Origin of the sequence: Caldimonas sp. (assembly GCF_046291045.1) — a bacterium.
In the GTDB taxonomy this organism is placed as follows: Bacteria; Pseudomonadota; Gammaproteobacteria; order Burkholderiales; family Burkholderiaceae_C; genus Caldimonas.
This window is the reverse complement of record NZ_JBKBSL010000008.1, coordinates 55487-73196: the sequence shown is the minus strand read 5'-3', so window position 1 is coordinate 73196 and position 17710 is coordinate 55487. Positions and strand designations below refer to the sequence as shown.

Sequence of the window (17710 nt, the reverse complement as noted above, 5' to 3'; positions counted from 1 at the left end):
GCCGATAATCCGGGGATCCCGCATCGAAGGAGACTCCATGTTCCAGCACGTCGACCCCTACGCTGGCGACCCCATCCTCACCCTGAACGAGAACTTCCAGAAGGATCCCCGGCCGGGCAAGATCAACCTGAGCATCGGGGTGTACTTCGACGACGCCGGTCGCCTGCCGGTGATGAGCGCGGTGCGGCAGGCCGAGTCGGCCCTGCTGCAAACCATCGGGCCGCGGCCCTACCAGCCGATGGAAGGGGCGGCCAACTACCGCCAGGCCGTGCAGCACCTGATCTTCGGTGCCGACCACGAAGCGGTGAAGAGCGCTCGCATCGCCACCATCCAGACCCTGGGCGGCTCGGGCGGCCTGAAGGTGGGGGGTGACTTCCTCAAGCGCTACTTTCCGCAGTCCGAGGTGTGGGTGAGCGACCCTACCTGGGACAACCACCGCGCGATGTTCGAAGGTGCGGGCTTCACTGTCCACACCTACCCCTACTACGACGCGGCCACCGGCGGCCTGCGCTTCGAGGCCATGCTGGCGGCCTTGCGCGACATGCCCGAGCGCAGCATCGTGCTGCTGCACGCCTGCTGCCACAACCCCACGGGCGTGGACCTCACGCGCGAACAGTGGGCGCAGCTCATCCCGGTGATTCAGTCGCGCCGGCTCATCCCCTATGTGGACATCGCCTACCAGGGCTTCGGCGACGGCATCGAGGAAGACGCCTTTGCCATCCGCGCGCTGGCCGATGCGGGCGTGAGCTTCTTCTGCGCCAGCTCGTTCTCGAAGAGCTTTTCGCTCTATGGCGAGCGCTGCGGCGCACTCAGCGTGGTCTGCCCCACGGCCGACGAAGCCGCACTGGTGCTGGGCCAGCTCAAGGCCACCATCCGGCGCAACTACTCCAGCCCGCCCACCCATGGCGGCCAGATCGTCGCGCGTGTGCTGCAGACTCCGGCGCTGCGTCAGGCCTGGGCCGACGAACTCGACGCCATGCGCGCACGCATCCAGGAGATGCGCCGTCGCCTGCACGCCGTGCTGTCGGCCAAGCTGCCGGGGCGCAATGTGGACTACTTCATCACCCAGCGCGGCATGTTCAGCTACACGGGCCTGAGCCCCGAGCAGGTGGACCGGCTCAAGGACGAGCATGGCGTCTACCTCGTGCGCACCGGCCGCATGTGCGTGGCGGGGCTGAACCAGCACAACGTCGACGCCGTGGCCCAAGCCATGGCCGCCGTGCTCGCGCAGTGATGCCACGGCCTTGAGCGTCTTCCTGCTCAAGCGCTTCGTCAGTTTCGTTGCCACCTTGCTGGCGGCGTCGGTGGTGGTGTTCGCCGTGTTGGAGATTCTGCCCGGCAACGCCGCCGAAGTGCGCCTGGGGCCCACGGCCACGCCGGAGCAGGTGGCCGCCCTGTCGGCCCAGCTGGGGCTCGACCGCCCGGCTTTCACCCGCTACATCGAGTGGGTGGGCGGCTACCTGCGCGGCGACCTGGGCGTGAGCGTCGCCTACGACACGCCGGTGTGGAGCCTCATCGCCGAGCGCTTGCGGGTGAGCCTGCCGCTGGCGCTGCTGGCCATGGGGCTGACGGTCGTCGTGGCGCTGAGCCTGGGCGTGTATGCCGCGGCACGCCACAACCGCCTGGGCGACGTGGGCGTGATGACGCTCAGCCAGCTGGGCCTGGCCATCCCCAACTTCTGGCTGGCCATCGTGCTGATCCTGGTCTTTGCGGTGCACCTGCAGTGGTTCCCGGCCGGCGGCTTTCCGGGCTGGAACGAAGACGAGGGCGGTGGCCTGTGGGACGGCCTGCAGGCCCTGGTGCTGCCGGCCGTGGCGCTGGCGGCGGTGCAGGCGGCCATCCTCGCGCGCTTCACGCGTTCGGCCGTGCTCGACACCCTGCGCGAAGACTATGTGCGCACGGCCCGCGCCAAGGGCCTGAGCCGGCGCGCCACGCTGTGGCGCCATGTGCTGCGCAACGCGATGATCCCGGTCATCACCATCATGGGCCTGCAGTTCGGCAATCTGCTCACCAGCGCCATCGTGGTGGAAAACGTCTTCGTGCTGCCGGGCATCGGCCGCCTGGTGTTCCAGGCCATCGCCAACCGCGACCTTGCCGTGGTGCGTGACGTCATCATGCTGCTGGCCGGCGCGGTCATCCTCATCAATTTCATCGTGGACCTGCTGTATGCCTGGATCGATCCGCGGCTGAAAGGGGGCGATGCATGAGGGCCGCCCTCAGACACAGGAGCTTTGTGCTCGGCGCCATGCTCTCGCTGGCCCTGCTGCTCGCCGCCGGGCTGTCGCTGGTGTGGACGCCCCACCCACCCCACGCCATCGACGTGCCCCACCGCTTCCAGCCGCCCTCGGCCGCGCACTGGCTGGGCACCGACAGCCTGGGCCGCGACATCGCCACCCTGCTGCTGGTGGGCGCGCAGAACTCCATCCTCGTGGGGGTGGTGGCGGTGGGCATGGGCCTGGTGCTGGGTGTGGGCCTGGGGCTGCTGGCCTCGGCGCGGCGCGGGGGGGTGGAAGAGTTCGTGATGCGCCTGTCCGACTTCACCTTCGCCTTCCCCGCGCTGCTCACGGCCATCATGCTCACCGCGGTGTATGGCCCTGGGCTCTTCACCTCCATCGTCGCGATCGGCATCTTCAACATCCCGGTGTTTGCGCGGCTCACGCGGGCCGCGGCCAACGCCGTGTGGGCGCGCGACTTCATCCTGGCCGCGCGCGCCTGCGGCAAGGGGGCGGTGCGCATCACGCTCGAACACGTGCTGCCCAACATCGCCTCGGTGATCATCGTGCAGGCCACCATCCAGTTCGCCACCGCCATCCTGGCCGAGGCGGCGCTGTCCTACCTGGGCCTGGGCACCCAGCCGCCGCAGCCCTCGTGGGGGCGCATGCTCAACGAGGCGCAGACGCAGATGTTCCAGGCGCCGCAGCTCGCGCTGTACCCCGGCATCGCCATCGCGCTGTCGGTGCTGGGGTTGAACCTGCTGGGTGACGGGCTGCGCGACCTGCTCGATCCCCGCCTGGCGAGGCAACGATGAGCGCCGTCCTGCTGGAAGTGCGCGACCTGCGCGTGACGCTCAACACCTCACGCGGGCCGGCCGATGCCCTGCGGGGCCTGAGCTTTTCGCTCGACCGCGGCGAAACGCTGGGGGTGGTCGGTGAGTCGGGCTGCGGCAAGAGCCTGCTGGCGCTCACGCTGATGGGCCTCCTGCCCGACGGCGCCCGGGTGTCGGGTTCATTGCGCTTCGAGGGCCGCGAGCTGCTGGCGCAGGACGAAGCCGCCTGGTGCCGGCTGCGCGGCGACCGCATCGCGATGGTCTTCCAGGAGCCCATGACGGCGCTCAATCCCCTGCACACGATCGGCCGCCAGGTGGCCGAGCCGCTGCGCCTGCACCGCGGCCTGGACGCGGCAGCCGCTCGCGCCGAGGCGCAGCGCCTGCTGGAGCAGGTGCGACTGCCCCAGGCCGCGCGCCGGCTCGACGCCTACCCCCACCAGCTTTCGGGGGGCCAGCGCCAGCGTGTGGTGATCGCCATGGCCCTGGCCTGCCAGCCCGACCTGCTGATCGCCGACGAACCCACCACCGCACTGGACGTGACGCTGCAGCGGGAGATCCTGCAACTCATCGCCGACCTCGTGGCCGAGCGCCACATGGCCCTGATGCTGATCTCGCACGACCTGGCCGTGATCGCCCGCAACGTGCGCCGCGTGATGGTGATGTACGGCGGCCTGGGCGTGGAGCAGGGCCCGGTGGGCGAGGTTCTGCAGCGCCCGATGCATCCCTACACCCGCGGCCTGCTCGCCGCCCGCCCGAGACTGGGCGCGGCGCGCGGCGAACGCCTGCAGACCATCCCCGGCCGGGTGCCCGAACTGGTGGATCTGCCGCGCGGCTGCCCCTTCGCCGACCGCTGTGCGCATCGCGAGGCCGTCTGCGAGGCGCCTCCCACCGACCGGACCGTGTCCGCGCAACACGGGGTGGCCTGCGTACGCTGGGCCGACCTGAGCTCGTGAGGATGCCCATGCCCCTGCTTGACGTCGCCCACCTCACCCAGCGCTACCGCCTGCCGCGCCATTCGCTGTGGCAGCCGGCCGAGGAGGTGCGGGCGCTCGACGACGTGAGCCTGCGCATCGAGGCGGGCCGCAGCCTGGGGGTGGTGGGCGAATCGGGCTCGGGCAAGTCCACGCTGGCGCGGCTGGTGATGGCCTTGGAGCGTCCCACGGCGGGCACGGTGACCCTGCTGGGGCGGGATCTGCACCGCCTGCCCCCTGCCGAACTGCGCCGGGCGCGGCGCGACTTCCAGATGGTGTTTCAGGATCCTTACGGCTCGCTCGACCCGCGCCAGACGGTGGGCCGCATCGTGGCCGAGCCGCTGTCGGTGATGGACGAGGTGGGCGCCGACGAGCGCCGCGCACGGGTGGCGCAGTCGTTGGAGGCCGTGGGCCTGCGCGCGGGCGACATGGCCAAGTACCCGCACGAGTTCTCGGGGGGGCAACGCCAGCGCATCGCCATTGCCCGCGCCCTGGTGACGCGGCCCCAGCTCATCGTGGCCGACGAGCCGGTCAGCGCGCTGGACGTGTCGGTGCAGGCCCAGGTGCTCAATCTGATGCGCGATCTGCAGCGCGACTTCGGCGTCACCTACCTCTTCATCAGCCACGACCTCGCGGTGGTGGAGTACCTCTGTGACGATGTGGTGGTGATGCAGCACGGCCGCATCGTGGAGCGGGGCGACACGGCCGCCGTCTTCCATGCGCCGCAGGCGGCCTACACCCGCACGCTGCTGGCGGCGGTGCCGACGCTGTGAGGTGCGCTGGCGATTGCCCGGCCGCACCATTCATGGTGGAATGGCAGCGCTGCTTTTCCTTCCCCGTCGTTCGAGGAGTGTCTCCATGAAGTGGCATCTTCGCCTCGTGGCCGCCCTGGCCCTGAGTGCCCTGGCGCTGGGCGCCGCTGCGCAGTCGCGCAAGGACAGCGTCGTGATCGGCATGACGCTGGAACCGCCGGGCCTGGACCCCACGACCGCGCCGGCCGCGGCCATCGGCGAGATCGTCCACTACAACATCCTCGAAGGCCTCACCAAGGTGCGCATGGACGGCAGCGTGGGCCCGCTGCTGGCCGAGAGCTGGACGATCTCGCCCGACGGGCGCAGCTATGTCTTCAAGCTGCGGCGCGGCGTGAAGTTCCACGATGGCGAGGACTTCGACGCCTCGGACGTGAAATTCAGCTTCGAGCGCGCCAAGGCCGAGGGCAGCACCAACAAGGCCAAGAAGGCGGTGTTCGACAACATCACGCGCATCGACACCCCCGATGCCCACACCGTCATCCTCACGCTGGACAAGGCCGATGGCACGATGCTTTTCCGCCTGGGCGAGAACACCGCGGTGATCCTCGACCCCAAGAGCGCAGCCACCACCAGCACCCGCCCCATCGGCACCGGCCCCTTCAAGTTCGACACCTGGGCCAAGGGCTCGGCCGTCACGATGAGCAAGTGGCCGGGCTACCGCGATGCGGCCAATGTGCGTCTGAACCGCGTGACCTTCCGTTTCATCAACGACCCCGCTGCCCAGGTGGCCGCGCTGCTGGCCGGCGATGTGGATGCCATCCCGCGCTTCCAGGCCACGCAGAGTGTGGGCCAGTTCCGCAACGACAAGCGCTTCAATGTGGAGGTGGGCGGCACCGAGGGCAAGACCCTCCTGAGCATCAACAACCGCCGCAAGCCCTTCGACGACGTGCGTGTGCGCCGCGCCGTGGCCCATGCCATCGACCGCAAGGCGCTGATCACCGGCGCGATGGACGGTTTCGGCACGCCCATCGGCAGCCACATGGTGCCCAGCGATGCCGGCTATGTGGACCTCACCGGCATGTACCCCTACAACCCCGAGCGCGCGCGTGCGCTGCTCAAGGAAGCCGGCGTGACCGGGCCGATCAACGTCACGCTCACGCTGCCGCCGCCGGCCTATGCGCGGCGCGGCGGCGAGATCATCGCGGCCCAGCTCGCCCAGGTGGGCATCAACGCCAAGATCGAGAACGTCGAGTGGGCGCAGTGGCTCTCAGGCGCCTTCAAAGGCAACTTCGACCTCACCATCGTCAGCCACGTCGAGCCGCTGGATATCGCCATCTACGCCAACCCCGAGTACTACTTCGGCTACGACTCCAAGGCCTTCCGCGATCTGCTGGCCAAGTTCAACGAAACCGTCAGCGAGGCCGGCCGCCTGGCCGTGCTCGGCGAGATGCAGCGCCTGCTGGCCACCGATGCGGTGAACGCCTTCCTCTTCCAGTTGCCCCACATCGCGGTGAGCCGCCGCGGCCTGCAGGGCATCTGGAGCAGTTCGCCCATCTTCGCCAACGACATGGGAGCGGTGCGCTGGCAATGAAGTCCGACACCCCTACGGCCCTGCACGAGCTTTCGGCCACCGAGCTGCTGGCCCAGTATGCCCGCGGCACGCTCTCGCCCGTCGAGGTGACCCGCGCCATCATCGCCCACATCGAGCGCTGGGAGCCGCACCTGAAGGCCACTTACGCCTTCGATCCCGACGGGGCGCTGGCGATGGCGCGGGCCTCGCAGGCGCGCTGGCGCCGTGGCGAGGCCCTGGCGCTCGACGGTGTGCCGGTGATGATCAAAGAGAACATTGCCACGCGCGGCGTGCCCACGCCCCTGGGCACGGCGGCCACCGAGCTGGTGCCGGCCGAGGAGGACAGCCCACCCGCCGCGCGGCTGCGCGAGGCCGGCGCGGTCTTCCTGGGCAAGACCACCATGCCCGACTACGGCATGCTGTCCTCGGGCCTGTCGAGCTTCCACCCGCTCACCCGCAACCCCTGGAACCTGCGCAAGAACCCCGGCGGCTCCAGCGCCGGCGCGGGGGCCGGCGTGGCCGCCGGCTACGGCCCGCTGCACCTGGGCACTGACATCGGCGGCTCGGTGCGCCTGCCCGCGAGCTGGTGCGGCATCGTCGCACTCAAGCCCAGCCTGGGGCGCATCCCCATCGACCCGCCGTACCCCGCGCGCGTGGCGGGGCCCATGACCCGCACCGTGGCCGATGCGGCGCTGATGATGGGTCCGCTGAGCCGCCCCGATGCGCGCGACCACATGAGCCTGCCCTGGCAGGACATCGCCTGGCGCGACCTCGACTGCGACCTGAAGGGCCTGCGCATCGGTCTGCACCTGGACGCCGGCTGGGGCACACCCGTGGCGCCCGAGGTGCGCGAGGCCATCGAAGCCGCCGCGCGGGCTTTCGAGGCCGCCGGGGCCATCGTCGAACCGCTGGCTCCCTGGTGTGATCGCGCCATGATCGAAGGCGTGGACCGCTTCTGGCGCACACGCTTCTGGGTCGAGTTGCGCAAGCTGAGCGCCGAACGCCGCGGGCGCATCCTGCCCTTCATCCGCGCCTGGGCCGAGGGCGGGGCGGGCTGGAGCGGCGAAGACCTCTTCGAGGCCTACAGCCAGACCCTGGCCATCCGCAAGGCCACGGTCGACGCCACCCAGCCCTACGACTACGTGCTCTCGCCCACGGCGCCCATGGTGGCCTTCGATGCCGAACTGCCCTGCCCGACGAACGATGTGACGCGGCCCTTCGACCACATCGCCTTCACGCTGGCCTACAACATGAGCGAGCAGCCGGCCGTCTCGATCAACGCCGGCTACACCGCCGACGGCCTGCCCATCGGCCTGCAGATCGCCGGCCGCCGCTTCGACGACTTGGGGGTGCTGAGAATGGCCCGCGCCTGGGAACGCTTGCGCCCGGCCCAGCGGCCCTGGCCTGCGCCGCCGGCTTGAGGCCATGCAGGACCGCCGCAGCTGCCCAGTGAGCACCGCCAGCAACGCGGCGCTGGATCACCTCGAGCAGGCGTTGTGGCGCCTGTCGTCCTTCTACGGCGACCCGCTGGGCGACCTGGACGCCGCCAGCGCGGCCGACCCCGGCTGGATGCTGCCGCAGGTGATGCGGGCGGGCTTCCTGCTCACGCTCACTGAACGCCACTTGCTGGCGGCCGCGGCCGAGGCGCTGGACGCGGCGGCACGTTGCCAAGGCAATGAACGCGAGCAGGCCCACCTGGCCGCCGCGCAGCGGGCGCTGACCGGCGACTGGCAGGGGGCCTGCGACCTCTGGGAACGCCTGCTGCTCGACCACCCCTGCGACGCCCTCGCGCTGCAACTCGCCCATCTCTTCGACTTCTATCGCGGCGATGCCCGCGAGCTGCGCCTGCGTGTGGCCCGCGTGCTGCCGCAGTGGCCGCGCGACGATGCGCTCTACCCCTATGTGCTGGGGATGTACGCCTTCGGCCTGGAGGAGAACCATCTCTACCCGCAGGCCGAGGCCGTGGGCCGCGAGGCCCTGGACGGCGGGGCCCGCGTGCCCTGGGCCGTGCATGCCGTGACCCATGTGATGGAGATGCAGGGCCGCCACGACGAGGGCCGGGCCTGGCTGCAGTCGCAGCGGCGCAACTGGTCGGAAGACAACAACGGTTTGCGCGGCCACAACGCCTGGCACCTCGCGCTGTTCCATCTGGAAGCGATGGATCTGGACGGTGCGCTGCGGGTCTACGATAGCGAAGTGGCGCCGCTGATCGAAGAGGGCCTCACGCTGCAGCGCCTGGACGCGGCGGCCCTGTTGTGGCGTCTGCAACTGCTGGGAGCGGATGTGGGCCCTCGATGGCAGGTGCTCGCCGCACGCTGGGCGCGGGAAACCGAGGCCATCGGGCACTACGCCTTCAACGATGCGCATGCCCTCATGGCCGGCCTCGGCGCCGGGAACGTGGGCGGTGCCGAAGCCCTGCTGGCGCGGGCGATCGACCAGGCCCAGACCCAGCCGGGGCTCAACCGCACCATGGCCCAGGAGGTGGGCCTGCCGCTGATGCGCGGGCTGATCGCCTTTGCTCGGCAAGACTGGGATGCGGCGGTGACGCATCTTGCACCCCTGCGTGCCGTGGCCCATCGCTTGGGCGGCAGCCACGCGCAGCGCGATCTCATCGACCTCACGCTGATGAGCGCTTGCGCACGCGGCGCCCACCGCACGCTTGGCCGTGCGCTGCTGAACGAACGGGTGCTGGCCAAGGGCACCACGCCGCAAGTGGCGTATTGGCGCTCTCGGTGGGGTTAGACCCAGGGCTGGGGCAAGGCCTGCTGCTCGAACACCCTTTGAATCGCCGGCCGCGCGAGGCCTCGCTGCAGATAGGGCGCCAGATGCGGCAGCGTGCGTGCCGGGCGCTTGAAGTTGCGCGTCCAGCGGCACAGCATCAGCGCATAGGCATCCACGGCGGTGTAGGTGTCACCCAGCAGCCAGGGCTTTCCGTGCCGTGCCAGCTCGGCATCCAACTGATCGATCAGCGTGCCCACCTTGACCTCGGCCGCCAGCTTCACCTCGGCCACCGCACCCGGCGTGCTGGCCCAGCGCTCGGGGTAGAAATAGACGATGAGCGTGGCCTGCAGCGTGTTGGTCAGCCACACCAGCCACTTGTAGAAGTGTGCCCGCTCGGGCGTGCCCAGCGCGGGTGCCAGGCCGGCCTGCGGGTGGGTGTCGCACAGGTGCAGGCAGATGGCGGCGGTTTCGTACAGCACCAGATCGCCATCGACCAGCACCGGGATCAGCCCGTTGGGATTGAGCTTCAGGTATTCGGGCGACTTGTGCGCGTTTTTCGTGCGGTCCACCAGCACCAGTTCGTAGGGCACCTCCAGCTCCTCCAGGAGGATGTGGGGCGCCATCGCGGCGGTGCTGGGGTAGTAGTGCAGGTGCAGCATGGGCGGGTCCTTCGCGAAAGCGTCGTGCGCATTGTGATGCGAAGGAGCCGCCGAGGTTCACTGCAAGGCCTGCACTTGCTGGAAGAAACCGCGGATCAGGGCGGTGCAGAAGGGTGGGACCAACTCGCCGTGGTATTGCGCCACCACATTGCCGCCGGCGTTTGTCTTGGCGTTCTGGAAACCGGCGTAGATGGCATCGCCGACGGCACCGGCGGGCAGGGTGTCGCGGTCTTCCAGGTCGAAGCCGAGGGCCTGCATCTGCGCGGGCAGGCGGCTGTTCAGGTCGGCCTGCATCACCGGCTGGTTGATGTGGAAGAACACAGTCGGGTCTTGGGCGCCAGAGCACATCGCCACGGGGCTGGTGGGCGTCCAGCCCAGCAGCGTGTTGCGCTCCATCGCGCGGCGGAAGCCGTTGTTGGGGTTGTTCACGTAGTCGAGGCGGTAGCTGTCGAGGATCAGCCCATCGGGGTGGGCGCTGTTCTGGAAGAGCTTGACCGTCAATGTCGGGTCCGCCGGCAGCCGGCCCAGGCCGATCAGCTCGTTGACGCTGGACGTGCTGGGCAGGAGTGATTCGATGGTGGATGCGTAAGCCGCGTTGTAGGCCTGGGCGGTGCTGGTGTAGACGTCGCCGTAGGAGCGCTGGTAGCTGGTGAGCAGCAGCGGCGTGAAGAGCACGGCGCCGGCGTTGATCTGCTGGGCCTCATTGATCAAGCGCCCGAACTCGGCCAGGTTGTACGGGCCAGCCATCGGGCCCGAGGCCGCCACGGTGAATTCGCCGGCGTGGTCGCGCTGCAGCGTGCGGTGCGTGGCCATGGCCACGTGCCCACCTTGCGAGTAGCCCGTGATGAACAGCGCCCCAGTCGCTTGAGGCCCGCCGGCCGCCTGCAGCGCACGGCGTGCGGCCCGCAGGCCGTCGATCATGTCCACCGCCTGGGCCTCGGCGTTCAGGTAGGGGTGCCAGTCCAGGCTGGAGCCGGCGTAGCCCAGGTAGTTGGGCGCCACCACGATGTAACCCTGGGCCGCGAACATCGCCAGCACGAGCTGGGTTTCGGGGTCGTTGAGATTGGCCATGTTTTTGTTCCGGTCGGTGCTGGTGCCGTGCGCATACAGCACCACCGGACGCGCGCCGGAGCAGGCTGCCGAGGCGCCGCTGGGCACCAGCACGCCGGTGGTGGCCTCGGCTTCACGGCCGCGCGGGTCGCGTGTGACGTAACGCACCTGATGCGAGACCACGCCACACCGGGCTTCGCCGGACAAGGGCTGCAGGCCGGATGCCTGCGTGGCGGCATCGATTTGCGCCGTGCTCAAACTGCCGACGACGGCGGCCGACACCACGGTGCCTCGCGGAGCATCACCACCTCCGCAGGCAGCCAGGAACAAAAGGCAGGTCGCCGCCAGGGCGCCCAGAGGTCTCTTGAGGGTCATGACGGTTCTTTCAAGCGTGGGAGCGCAAAAACGGTTGGGGAAGAAAAACGAACGGCCGTTCGTTTATTGGTGCACGACTATAGAAAGGACGTCGGCTCGCTTCCACCGGGCAAAACCCGCGGAAGGGCTTGTCCTAGGACGCTTGACCCTGGGCCTCCAGGGTGCATCGCAGGCGCAGGCTCTGGGGGCTCACGACCCTTCCCACAATGCGTGCATGACCGACCTCGTCGGATTCAGGCGCGAACTGCGCGCGCGCGGCTGGCGGCCATGCGTCCGGTCGAGTACGCCCGCACCTGCAACCACCTCGGCGGCGCCGTGATCCGGCTGTCGCCCTACATCACCCACGGCTTCCTGCGCCTGCCCGAGGTGGTCGCGGCCGTTGCCGTGCGCCATCGGCTCGACCTGAATCACAAGCTTGTGCAGGAACTGGGCTGGCGAGCCTATTTCCATCACGTGTGGCACCACGAAGGCGACCGCATCCTGACCAGCCTGCATGACGGCGTGCTGCCCGAGGCCGCCCATGCCCCGGTGCTGCCGCGCGACATCCGCGAGGGTGCCACGGGCGTGCCGGTGATCGACACGGCGGTGCGCATGCCGTACGCCCACCTGATCGACGACGATCTCGCCAGCAACCACCTGAGCTGGCAATGGGTGGCGGGCACCGGCAGCCACAAGCCCTACCTCTTCAACGCCGAGAACGTGGCCCGGTATGCCCCACCGGGCTCGCCCTGGCTCAGCCCGGGCAGCGTCATCGGCACGGGCTACGAAGCCCTGGACCGGCTGGCCCGCCGGATGGAGCCGGTTCCCGCCTCCGACGGTGAAGGCGTGGTGGAGCCACCCTGTCGGATCCAGCCACCCGACGCTTTGTTCGACCCCCTCGACCCCGCGCGCGCGCAAGGCCGCTCGGTGTGGCTCATGCATCCCTGAGCCCTGGGGCCGGTGCCCGACGACCTGCCGTCCGACACACTGTGCCTGGGCTGGTGGCCGGCCTCGTTCCATGCCCGCTGGCCCTGGCGCGAGCGGCGCTGGCGCTTCGTCGGCGAGCGCCTGCGTGCGGCCTGCCAGGCCGTGTGGTGGACGGACGCGGCCGAACTGGCCCGGGCACTGGCCGGGGCCCGACGGGTGGACGGCTGGGCCGATCCTCACCTGGGCGGCGTGCCCTGGCGGCTGCGGGTGCCGCCCGCGCTGTTCGGCGAGCCGGGGCGGCGTTGCCGCTCCTTCTCGCAGTTTCGCCAGCAGATCACCCTGGGGCTGGACAGCCTCGACGAGTTGCCCGGCCTGAACAGGGCACGGCCCTAGGCATCCACCGCGGCGCCGCGCTCGCTCATCTCGGCCTCGATGCGGCGCAGCAGGTCGGCCAGGGTCTTGCCGGGCTCGTCGCGGAAGCGTTCGTTCAGGGGCTCCAGGTGCTCGATGCGGTCCACGCGGAAGGTGCGGAAGTCCTCCCGCGACTCGCACCAGGCCGTGAGCGTCCACAGCCGGCCCCAGTAGGTGCAGGCCAGCGGGCGCACCACGCGTTCGCTCGTCTGATCCTTCAGGTCGCGGTAGCGGATGTGCAGCTTGTGGCGCTGCTCGGCCGCATGCTGGGCCGATTCGAGATGCGCGCGCGTGGTGGCGTCGATGGCCACCTCGGGGGCATAGAGCGGCACGCTCTCGGCGGCGGCCCGCTCCAGCCCGGGCAGCACCGCCAGGATCTTGCTCAGGGCGCCCTCGGCGCCGCGCGCCAGCTGCGGCCCCATCCAGCCCTGGGCCATGCGCACCGACGCCACCAAGGCCTGGGCCTCGGTGGCGGTGAACATCAGCGGGGGCAGGTCGAAGCCTGAGCCCAGGCGGTAGCCCACGCCGGCCTCGCCCTCGATGGGCACGCCCTGGGCCTGCAGGTCGGCCACGTCGCGATAGATGGTGCGCTCGGACACCTCCAGGCGCTGCGCCAGCCACGCCGCCGTGGACAGGCGGCGGCCGCGGATCAGTTGCACCAGCTCGAACAGACGATCGGCACGTCGCATGGGTCGATCCTACGCCGGTGCGTGCAAACCGACCCGGTTGCCTTCCGGGTCGAACACCTGGGCAATACAGCCGCGCTCGCCGGGCAGGGTCACGCGCGGCGCGGCCACCTGGCCACCCGCACGCCGGGCTCGCGCCAGGGCCGCATCCACCGTCGGCCGTGCGGCCAGGTAGACCACGGTGCCGACATTGGCCGGCGCAGGGGCCTCTCCGCCCTGGATCAGCCAGCCGCCGACCTGGCCTTCAGCATGCGGGAAGATCGCCAGTTCGTAGGCGCCCAGGCGTTCGCGTCGCAGCGGGGCTTGGTAAACGGCTTCGTAGAAGGCTTGGGCCCGGGCCATGTCGCGCACCGGGATCTCGAACCAGTGCAAAGGGGTGGGGGGCAGCGTGTTCTCCATCATTCCTCCTCGTGCTGCATGAAGTCCGCATGCTGCGCCCAGGCTCCTGACAACGTGGTGGCAGCAAGGCGCAGGTGGCCGGCCTGGCGGCCCGTGAAAGATTCCGAAAGATTCCCTTACGCTGTCGCTGCCCCGAGCGGCTAGAGTGGAGGGCCATGCCCATGTTCCCGAACCTGCCCCCATCGTCGCGCTGGTCGGCAGCGCTGGCCTGGGCCACCTTGCTGGCCGGCTGCGCCGCGCCCGACATTCGCGGCGTGTCCACCTTCCGTGTCCCGCCGGGCAACGTGCCGCCGGTGGGGCAGTGCGCCATCTGGTACCCCGGCCTCCCCCCGGCCCACCAGCCGCCGCCCATGTCGTGCAACAAGGCTCACGCCGATGCCGAGACCTGGGGGGGCGTGGTCATCTGGGCCGAAACGGCCGCGGCACGGCGCAGCGGCGAAGTGGCCTATGTGCGCTACGGCAACCATCGCCTCCACGGCGTGCCGCCCGGGATGTTGCCCCCGCCGGGGCGCTGCCGCCTGTGGCTGCCCGGCCGCCCCGACGGGCAGCAGCCCGCGCCTGGCGACTGCCGCCGCATCGAGGCCGAGCAGCGCACCAGCGGCGGGCGGGTGATTTACATGCCGGCCAGTGATCTGCGTTGAGTAAGCGCCAGCATCTGATTCAACCTTTGGGCTGAGGCTGCGGGTTGCCCCCAGCTCGGGCCGCGCGAACCCTGTGCCGATATTGCACAGGTGGGTGCCAGGAGAATGGGGGGAGGCGCATCGTGCAAACTGCCACCGACAGTCTGTTGCGAGGCTGGCGCGACGACCTGGTGAGCGGCCGGCTCAGCCCGGCGGGCTTCCGCGAAGCCGTGACCGGGCATGTCCTGTCCCACATCCGCTGCAGTGAGGTCAGCATCTGGCACTTCACCGGCCCAGTGGGCCAGCGCCGCCTGGTGTGCGTCGCGGCCAACAGCCGGGCCGAGGGCTGGCACCGTCGGCCTTACGACGCACTGCTCGAAGCCCAGTTCAGCCAGTACTTCGAAGAGATCTCGCGCACCCGCATCGTGCGCTCCGACGACGCCTGGGCCGATCCACGCCTGGCAGGTTTCCGCGACAGCCTCGTCGAGCGCGACGTGCGCGCCCTGCTGGATGTGAGCTTTGCCGTCAACGGCCACGTCTATGGGGTGATCTGCTGCGAACAGATGGGCCACACCCGCACCTGGACGGCTGCCGAAACCCAATGGCTGCGCCGCTTCGCCACGGCCCTGAGCACCCAGATCGCCCGCGCGCGTGGGGCCGATCAGTGGGAAAAGCCGTTGCCGGTGGCGGTGAGGTGAGCGGGTTGGGCTGGCGTGGACGCGGCGCTGGAGGCCGAGCACGCCGGCCTGGTGCTGGTCCAGGCGGCCCTCGAGGGTCTGGAAGACCTCGCTGCCGGCCGCGTGCTGGACGAAGCGGCGCTGGATCAAGCCCTGGCCGCGCCCCCATCCGCCCCTGTCGCGAAGGACTGAACCGACATGCCCATCCACACCTTTCTGCGCGAGCAGGATGACACCACGGCCGACGCGCGGTACGAGGCCTTGCGGGCCTCACTCACGCAGGCCCGCGAACACCTGCGCTGGAACCCCGCGTTCGGCTGTCCGGCCCTGGGGGCTCTTGACAGCCGGATCCCGGGTCAATCCGGCGTCACCTTGGCACGCCGGATCACCTCACCCCATTTGGCGGTTTCCTCTGCGATGAACCGCTCGAAAGCCTCCGGCGTGCTGCCCACCGGGATGGTGCCCATGCCCTCGAAGCGCTGGCGCAGTTCGTCGGTCTTCACCAGCGAGGCGATCTCGGTGGACACGCGTTGCACGATGTCGCGCGGTGTGCCCGCCGGCGCCAGCACGCCGGCCCAGGTGCTGCCAGTGAACTTCGGCAGGCCCTGTTCGATGAAGGTGGGCACGTCCGGCAGGGTGGGCAGGCGCTGGTCGCTGGCCACGCCGATGAGCCGCACGCGGCCCGAGCGGCCGGGCTGGATGAGGCCGGACGCCGCATCGAAGAAGAGCTGGATCTGCCCACCGATCAGGTCGGTGAGCGCCGCCGCTGCGCCGCGGTAGGGGATGTGCACCATGTAGGTCCCCGTCTGCGCCTTCAGCAGTTCGGTGGTGAGGTGCGCGGCCGAGCCGTTGCCCGAGGAACCGAAGCTGATCTTGCCAGGGTTTGCTTTGGCGTAAGCCACCAGTTCGGCGGCCGTCTTGTAGGGGGCGTCGTTGCTCACCGCGGCCACCAGCGGCGACAAGCCCACGAGGCTCACGCCTGTCAGATCCTTGCGCGGGTCGTAGGGCAGCTTGGGGTAGAGCGTGGTGTTGGCCGCGTAGGCCGCGATCACCATCGCGAAGGTGTAGCCGTCGGCAGGCGACTTGGCCAGCAGGTCCACACCGATGATGCTGTTGGCGCCGGGCTTGTTGTCCACCATCACCGGCTGGCCCAGCCGGGCCTGCAGCCCCTGGGCGACCAGGCGCGCCGTCACATCGGTGAAGCCACCGGGCGGGTAAGGCACGATCAACCGGATGGGCCGGCTGGGCCAGGCGCTCTGCGCCCACGCGGGGACAGCCAGGGCCGTGGCGGCGGCGCCAAGGGAGTGGACGAACTGGCGGCGGCGAAGCATCGGCAAGTCTCCTCAAGATCGGGTAGGGGAACCGCTCTGCGGAACGATATCGTCGATATCGGAACGCGAGCGCGTCACCCGATTCTGCGAAGCAGCCGACGGGGCTTCAATGGCACATCAGCCCGAATGCGTGATCGCTTTCCCTGAGATTCTGTAAAGCAGAATAGGCCTGCATCCGCGCTTCATGCTCGTCCAGAAGGTGCAGGCTCACGGCGGTGGACCAACGCGACAAGATGGGGCTGGATCACGATAGCGGTATGTTAAGGTAATACCTAAAGATACTTAGCTGGAAGCCTGCCATGCCTGCTGCTGCCGTCCGCCCCGTGGCCATCAAGCTCGACGAGAACACCAAGGCCCGCGTGAAGCGCCTCGCCGAGGCTCGCCATCGCACGTCGCACTGGCTGATGCGCGAGGCGATCACCCAATACGTCGAACGAGAGGAGCGGCGTGAGGCCTTCCGCCAGGACACGCTCCAGGCCTGGGAAGAGTACCGCACCACCGGGCTGCATGCGACGGCTGAAGAGGTCGAGGCCTGGCTGGCGAGCTGGGGCACCGACAACGAGTTGCCTGCCCCGAGTTGCCGCAAGTGAGGTTTGCGCCGGCCGCCATCCGAGACCTGGAGCGCCTGCGAGAATTTCTCCGGCCCAAAAATCCCGTCGCTGCCCAGCGCGCGGGTGAGGCCATCCTCCATGCCGTGCAGGTGCTCGGCCTGCAGCCTCAGATCGGCCGCCCCATCGAAGACCTGCCCGACGAGTTCCGCGACTGGGTCATCGATTTCGGCGACAGCGGCTACGTGGCCCGCTACCGCATTGGCCCGGAGGCCGTCACGATCCTCGCTGTGCGGCACCAGAAGGAAGTGGGATTCTGAGTGCCTGAGTGCCCCCGCGACGGCTGGTGCCTGTGGGTGCCGCGCTCACTCCAACGTCGCCTGCCTCACCGCATGCTCCCAGCGCGCCATGAGCTCTTCGGCGCGGCTGCGCGGCATGGTGGGGAGGAAGCGGCGGTCCACTTGCCAGAGGGCGGCGAGTTCGTCGAGGTTCTTGTACACGCCGCATTGCAGGCCGGCCAGGTAGGCCGCGCCCAAGGCGGTGGTTTCGATGACCTTGGGGCGCACGACGGGGATGCCCAGCAGGTCGGCCTGGAACTGCATGAGCAGGTTGTTGACGCAGGCGCCGCCGTCTACGCGCAACTCGGTGACTTGCGAGAGGCTGGCCGTTAGCGCAGCGGGCCGAGCGCCCGGCCGCTCCGAAGCCGGCCCGCGTCCCCCCGGGGGACCGTCCGGCGTACCCGCCGGACGAGGGGCAGACAGGTCCCGGCTCATGGCCTGGAGGAGTGCGGCACTCTGGAAGGCGATCGATTCCAATGCGGCGCGGGCGATGTGGGCGGCGGTGCTGCCGCGGGTGAGGCCGACGATCGCGCCGGTGGCCTTGGGTTTCCAGTAGGGGGCGCCCAGGCCGGTGAAGGCGGGCACGAACATCACGCCGCCGGAGTCGGGCACGGTGTCGGCCAGGCTTTCCACTTCGCCCGAGGCCTGGA

Annotated in this window: 21 protein-coding genes; 15 read left to right on the top strand and 6 right to left on the bottom strand. The window is 69.7% G+C overall.

Translation table 11 applies throughout. The features are described from left to right. The first annotated feature begins 37 nt into the window (after positions 1–37). The 8 genes from ACK4ZD_RS04590 (at position 38) to ACK4ZD_RS04555 (ending at position 9081) form a co-directional block, all read left to right on the top strand. Positions 38–1234 carry an aromatic amino acid transaminase gene (locus ACK4ZD_RS04590; RefSeq protein WP_409659246.1) on the top strand — a complete coding sequence of 399 codons (1197 nt, stop codon included), beginning with the start codon at positions 38–40 and terminating at the stop codon, positions 1232–1234. Positions 1235–1244: 10 nt separating this feature from the next. After that, positions 1245–2207, top strand: coding sequence for an ABC transporter permease (locus ACK4ZD_RS04585; RefSeq protein WP_409659244.1), 963 nt, complete (start codon positions 1245–1247; stop codon positions 2205–2207). Next, positions 2204–3028 carry an ABC transporter permease gene (locus ACK4ZD_RS04580; protein ID WP_409659242.1) on the top strand — a complete coding sequence of 275 codons (825 nt, stop codon included), beginning with the start codon at positions 2204–2206 and terminating at the stop codon, positions 3026–3028. The genes ACK4ZD_RS04585 and ACK4ZD_RS04580 overlap by 4 nt, the downstream gene beginning before the upstream one ends. Beyond that, positions 3025–3999 (top strand): ABC transporter ATP-binding protein, encoded by a 975-nt coding sequence (locus ACK4ZD_RS04575; RefSeq protein WP_409659240.1) that lies wholly within the window; start codon positions 3025–3027, stop codon positions 3997–3999. Before ACK4ZD_RS04580 ends, ACK4ZD_RS04575 begins: the two co-directional genes overlap by 4 nt. Positions 4000–4001: 2 nt before the next feature. After that, positions 4002–4790, top strand: a complete 789-nt coding sequence (locus tag ACK4ZD_RS04570; RefSeq protein WP_409659239.1) for an ATP-binding cassette domain-containing protein — start codon at positions 4002–4004, stop codon at positions 4788–4790. Positions 4791–4875: 85 nt separating this feature from the next. Further along, complete coding sequence (locus ACK4ZD_RS04565; RefSeq protein WP_409659237.1) at positions 4876–6360, top strand: ABC transporter substrate-binding protein; 1485 nt, start codon at positions 4876–4878, stop codon at positions 6358–6360. After that, complete coding sequence (locus ACK4ZD_RS04560; protein WP_409659235.1) at positions 6357–7760, top strand: amidase; 1404 nt, start codon at positions 6357–6359, stop codon at positions 7758–7760. Before ACK4ZD_RS04565 ends, ACK4ZD_RS04560 begins: the two co-directional genes overlap by 4 nt. Before the next feature lie 4 nt (positions 7761–7764). Beyond that, positions 7765–9081, top strand: coding sequence for a tetratricopeptide repeat protein (locus tag ACK4ZD_RS04555; protein WP_409659233.1), 1317 nt, complete (start codon positions 7765–7767; stop codon positions 9079–9081). Here the strand turns inward: ACK4ZD_RS04555 and ACK4ZD_RS04550 are convergent. Both ACK4ZD_RS04550 and ACK4ZD_RS04545 read right to left on the bottom strand, forming a co-directional pair. After that, positions 9078–9719 carry a glutathione S-transferase family protein gene (locus ACK4ZD_RS04550; protein ID WP_409659231.1) on the bottom strand — a complete coding sequence of 214 codons (642 nt, stop codon included), beginning with the start codon at positions 9717–9719 and terminating at the stop codon, positions 9078–9080. The two genes, ACK4ZD_RS04555 and ACK4ZD_RS04550, sit on opposite strands and share 4 nt — an antisense overlap. 57 nt (positions 9720–9776) lie before the next feature. Then, positions 9777–11144: an alpha/beta hydrolase family protein gene (locus ACK4ZD_RS04545; protein WP_409659229.1), complete on the bottom strand. Its 1368-nt coding sequence runs from the start codon at positions 11142–11144 to the stop codon at positions 9777–9779. A gap of 267 nt (positions 11145–11411) precedes the next feature. On the opposite strand from ACK4ZD_RS04545, the gene ACK4ZD_RS04540 reads away from it, so the two are divergent. Together ACK4ZD_RS04540 and ACK4ZD_RS04535 are read left to right on the top strand one after the other, a co-directional pair. Beyond that, positions 11412–12071 carry a hypothetical protein gene (locus ACK4ZD_RS04540; protein WP_409659227.1) on the top strand — a complete coding sequence of 220 codons (660 nt, stop codon included), beginning with the start codon at positions 11412–11414 and terminating at the stop codon, positions 12069–12071. A gap of 12 nt (positions 12072–12083) precedes the next feature. Then, positions 12084–12443, top strand: a complete 360-nt coding sequence (locus ACK4ZD_RS04535) for a hypothetical protein (protein ID WP_409659225.1) — start codon at positions 12084–12086, stop codon at positions 12441–12443. Here ACK4ZD_RS04535 and ACK4ZD_RS04530 read toward each other — a convergent pair. After that, positions 12440–13150 carry a helix-turn-helix transcriptional regulator gene (locus ACK4ZD_RS04530; RefSeq protein WP_409659223.1) on the bottom strand — a complete coding sequence of 237 codons (711 nt, stop codon included), beginning with the start codon at positions 13148–13150 and terminating at the stop codon, positions 12440–12442. The genes ACK4ZD_RS04535 and ACK4ZD_RS04530 overlap by 4 nt on opposite strands. A 9-nt stretch (positions 13151–13159) precedes the next feature. Continuing rightward, positions 13160–13549 (bottom strand): VOC family protein, encoded by a 390-nt coding sequence (locus ACK4ZD_RS04525; RefSeq protein ID WP_409659221.1) that lies wholly within the window; start codon positions 13547–13549, stop codon positions 13160–13162. Positions 13550–13701: 152 nt separating this feature from the next. On the opposite strand from ACK4ZD_RS04525, the gene ACK4ZD_RS04520 reads away from it, so the two are divergent. From ACK4ZD_RS04520 to ACK4ZD_RS04510, 3 genes are all read left to right on the top strand, one after another. Next, the gene (locus ACK4ZD_RS04520) at positions 13702–14187 is read left to right on the top strand and encodes a hypothetical protein (protein WP_409659219.1); all 486 of its coding nucleotides are present in this window, start codon (positions 13702–13704) and stop codon (positions 14185–14187) included. 122 nt (positions 14188–14309) lie between these two features. Next, the gene (locus ACK4ZD_RS04515; RefSeq protein WP_409659217.1) at positions 14310–14864 is read left to right on the top strand and encodes a GAF domain-containing protein; all 555 of its coding nucleotides are present in this window, start codon (positions 14310–14312) and stop codon (positions 14862–14864) included. 15 nt (positions 14865–14879) lie between these two features. After that, the gene (locus tag ACK4ZD_RS04510) at positions 14880–15035 is read left to right on the top strand and encodes a hypothetical protein (RefSeq protein WP_409659215.1); all 156 of its coding nucleotides are present in this window, start codon (positions 14880–14882) and stop codon (positions 15033–15035) included. A gap of 164 nt (positions 15036–15199) precedes the next feature. On the opposite strand, the gene ACK4ZD_RS04505 is transcribed toward ACK4ZD_RS04510, so the two are convergent. Continuing rightward, positions 15200–16180: a tripartite tricarboxylate transporter substrate binding protein gene (locus tag ACK4ZD_RS04505; protein WP_409659214.1), complete on the bottom strand. Its 981-nt coding sequence runs from the start codon at positions 16178–16180 to the stop codon at positions 15200–15202. Positions 16181–16473: 293 nt separating this feature from the next. Here ACK4ZD_RS04505 and ACK4ZD_RS04500 point away from each other — a divergent pair, with 293 nt between their 5' ends. Together ACK4ZD_RS04500 and ACK4ZD_RS04495 are read left to right on the top strand one after the other, a co-directional pair. Continuing rightward, complete coding sequence (locus ACK4ZD_RS04500) at positions 16474–16764, top strand: CopG family ribbon-helix-helix protein (protein ID WP_409659212.1); 291 nt, start codon at positions 16474–16476, stop codon at positions 16762–16764. After that, on the top strand, positions 16761–17042 hold the full coding sequence (locus ACK4ZD_RS04495) for a type II toxin-antitoxin system RelE/ParE family toxin (protein ID WP_409659210.1): 282 nt from the start codon (positions 16761–16763) through the stop codon (positions 17040–17042). The genes ACK4ZD_RS04500 and ACK4ZD_RS04495 overlap by 4 nt, the downstream gene beginning before the upstream one ends. Positions 17043–17087: 45 nt before the next feature. On the opposite strand, the gene ACK4ZD_RS04490 is transcribed toward ACK4ZD_RS04495, so the two are convergent. Continuing rightward, positions 17088–17710, bottom strand: a 623-nt coding sequence (locus tag ACK4ZD_RS04490; RefSeq protein ID WP_409659208.1) for an FGGY-family carbohydrate kinase, incomplete at its 5' end; no start/stop codon positions are given.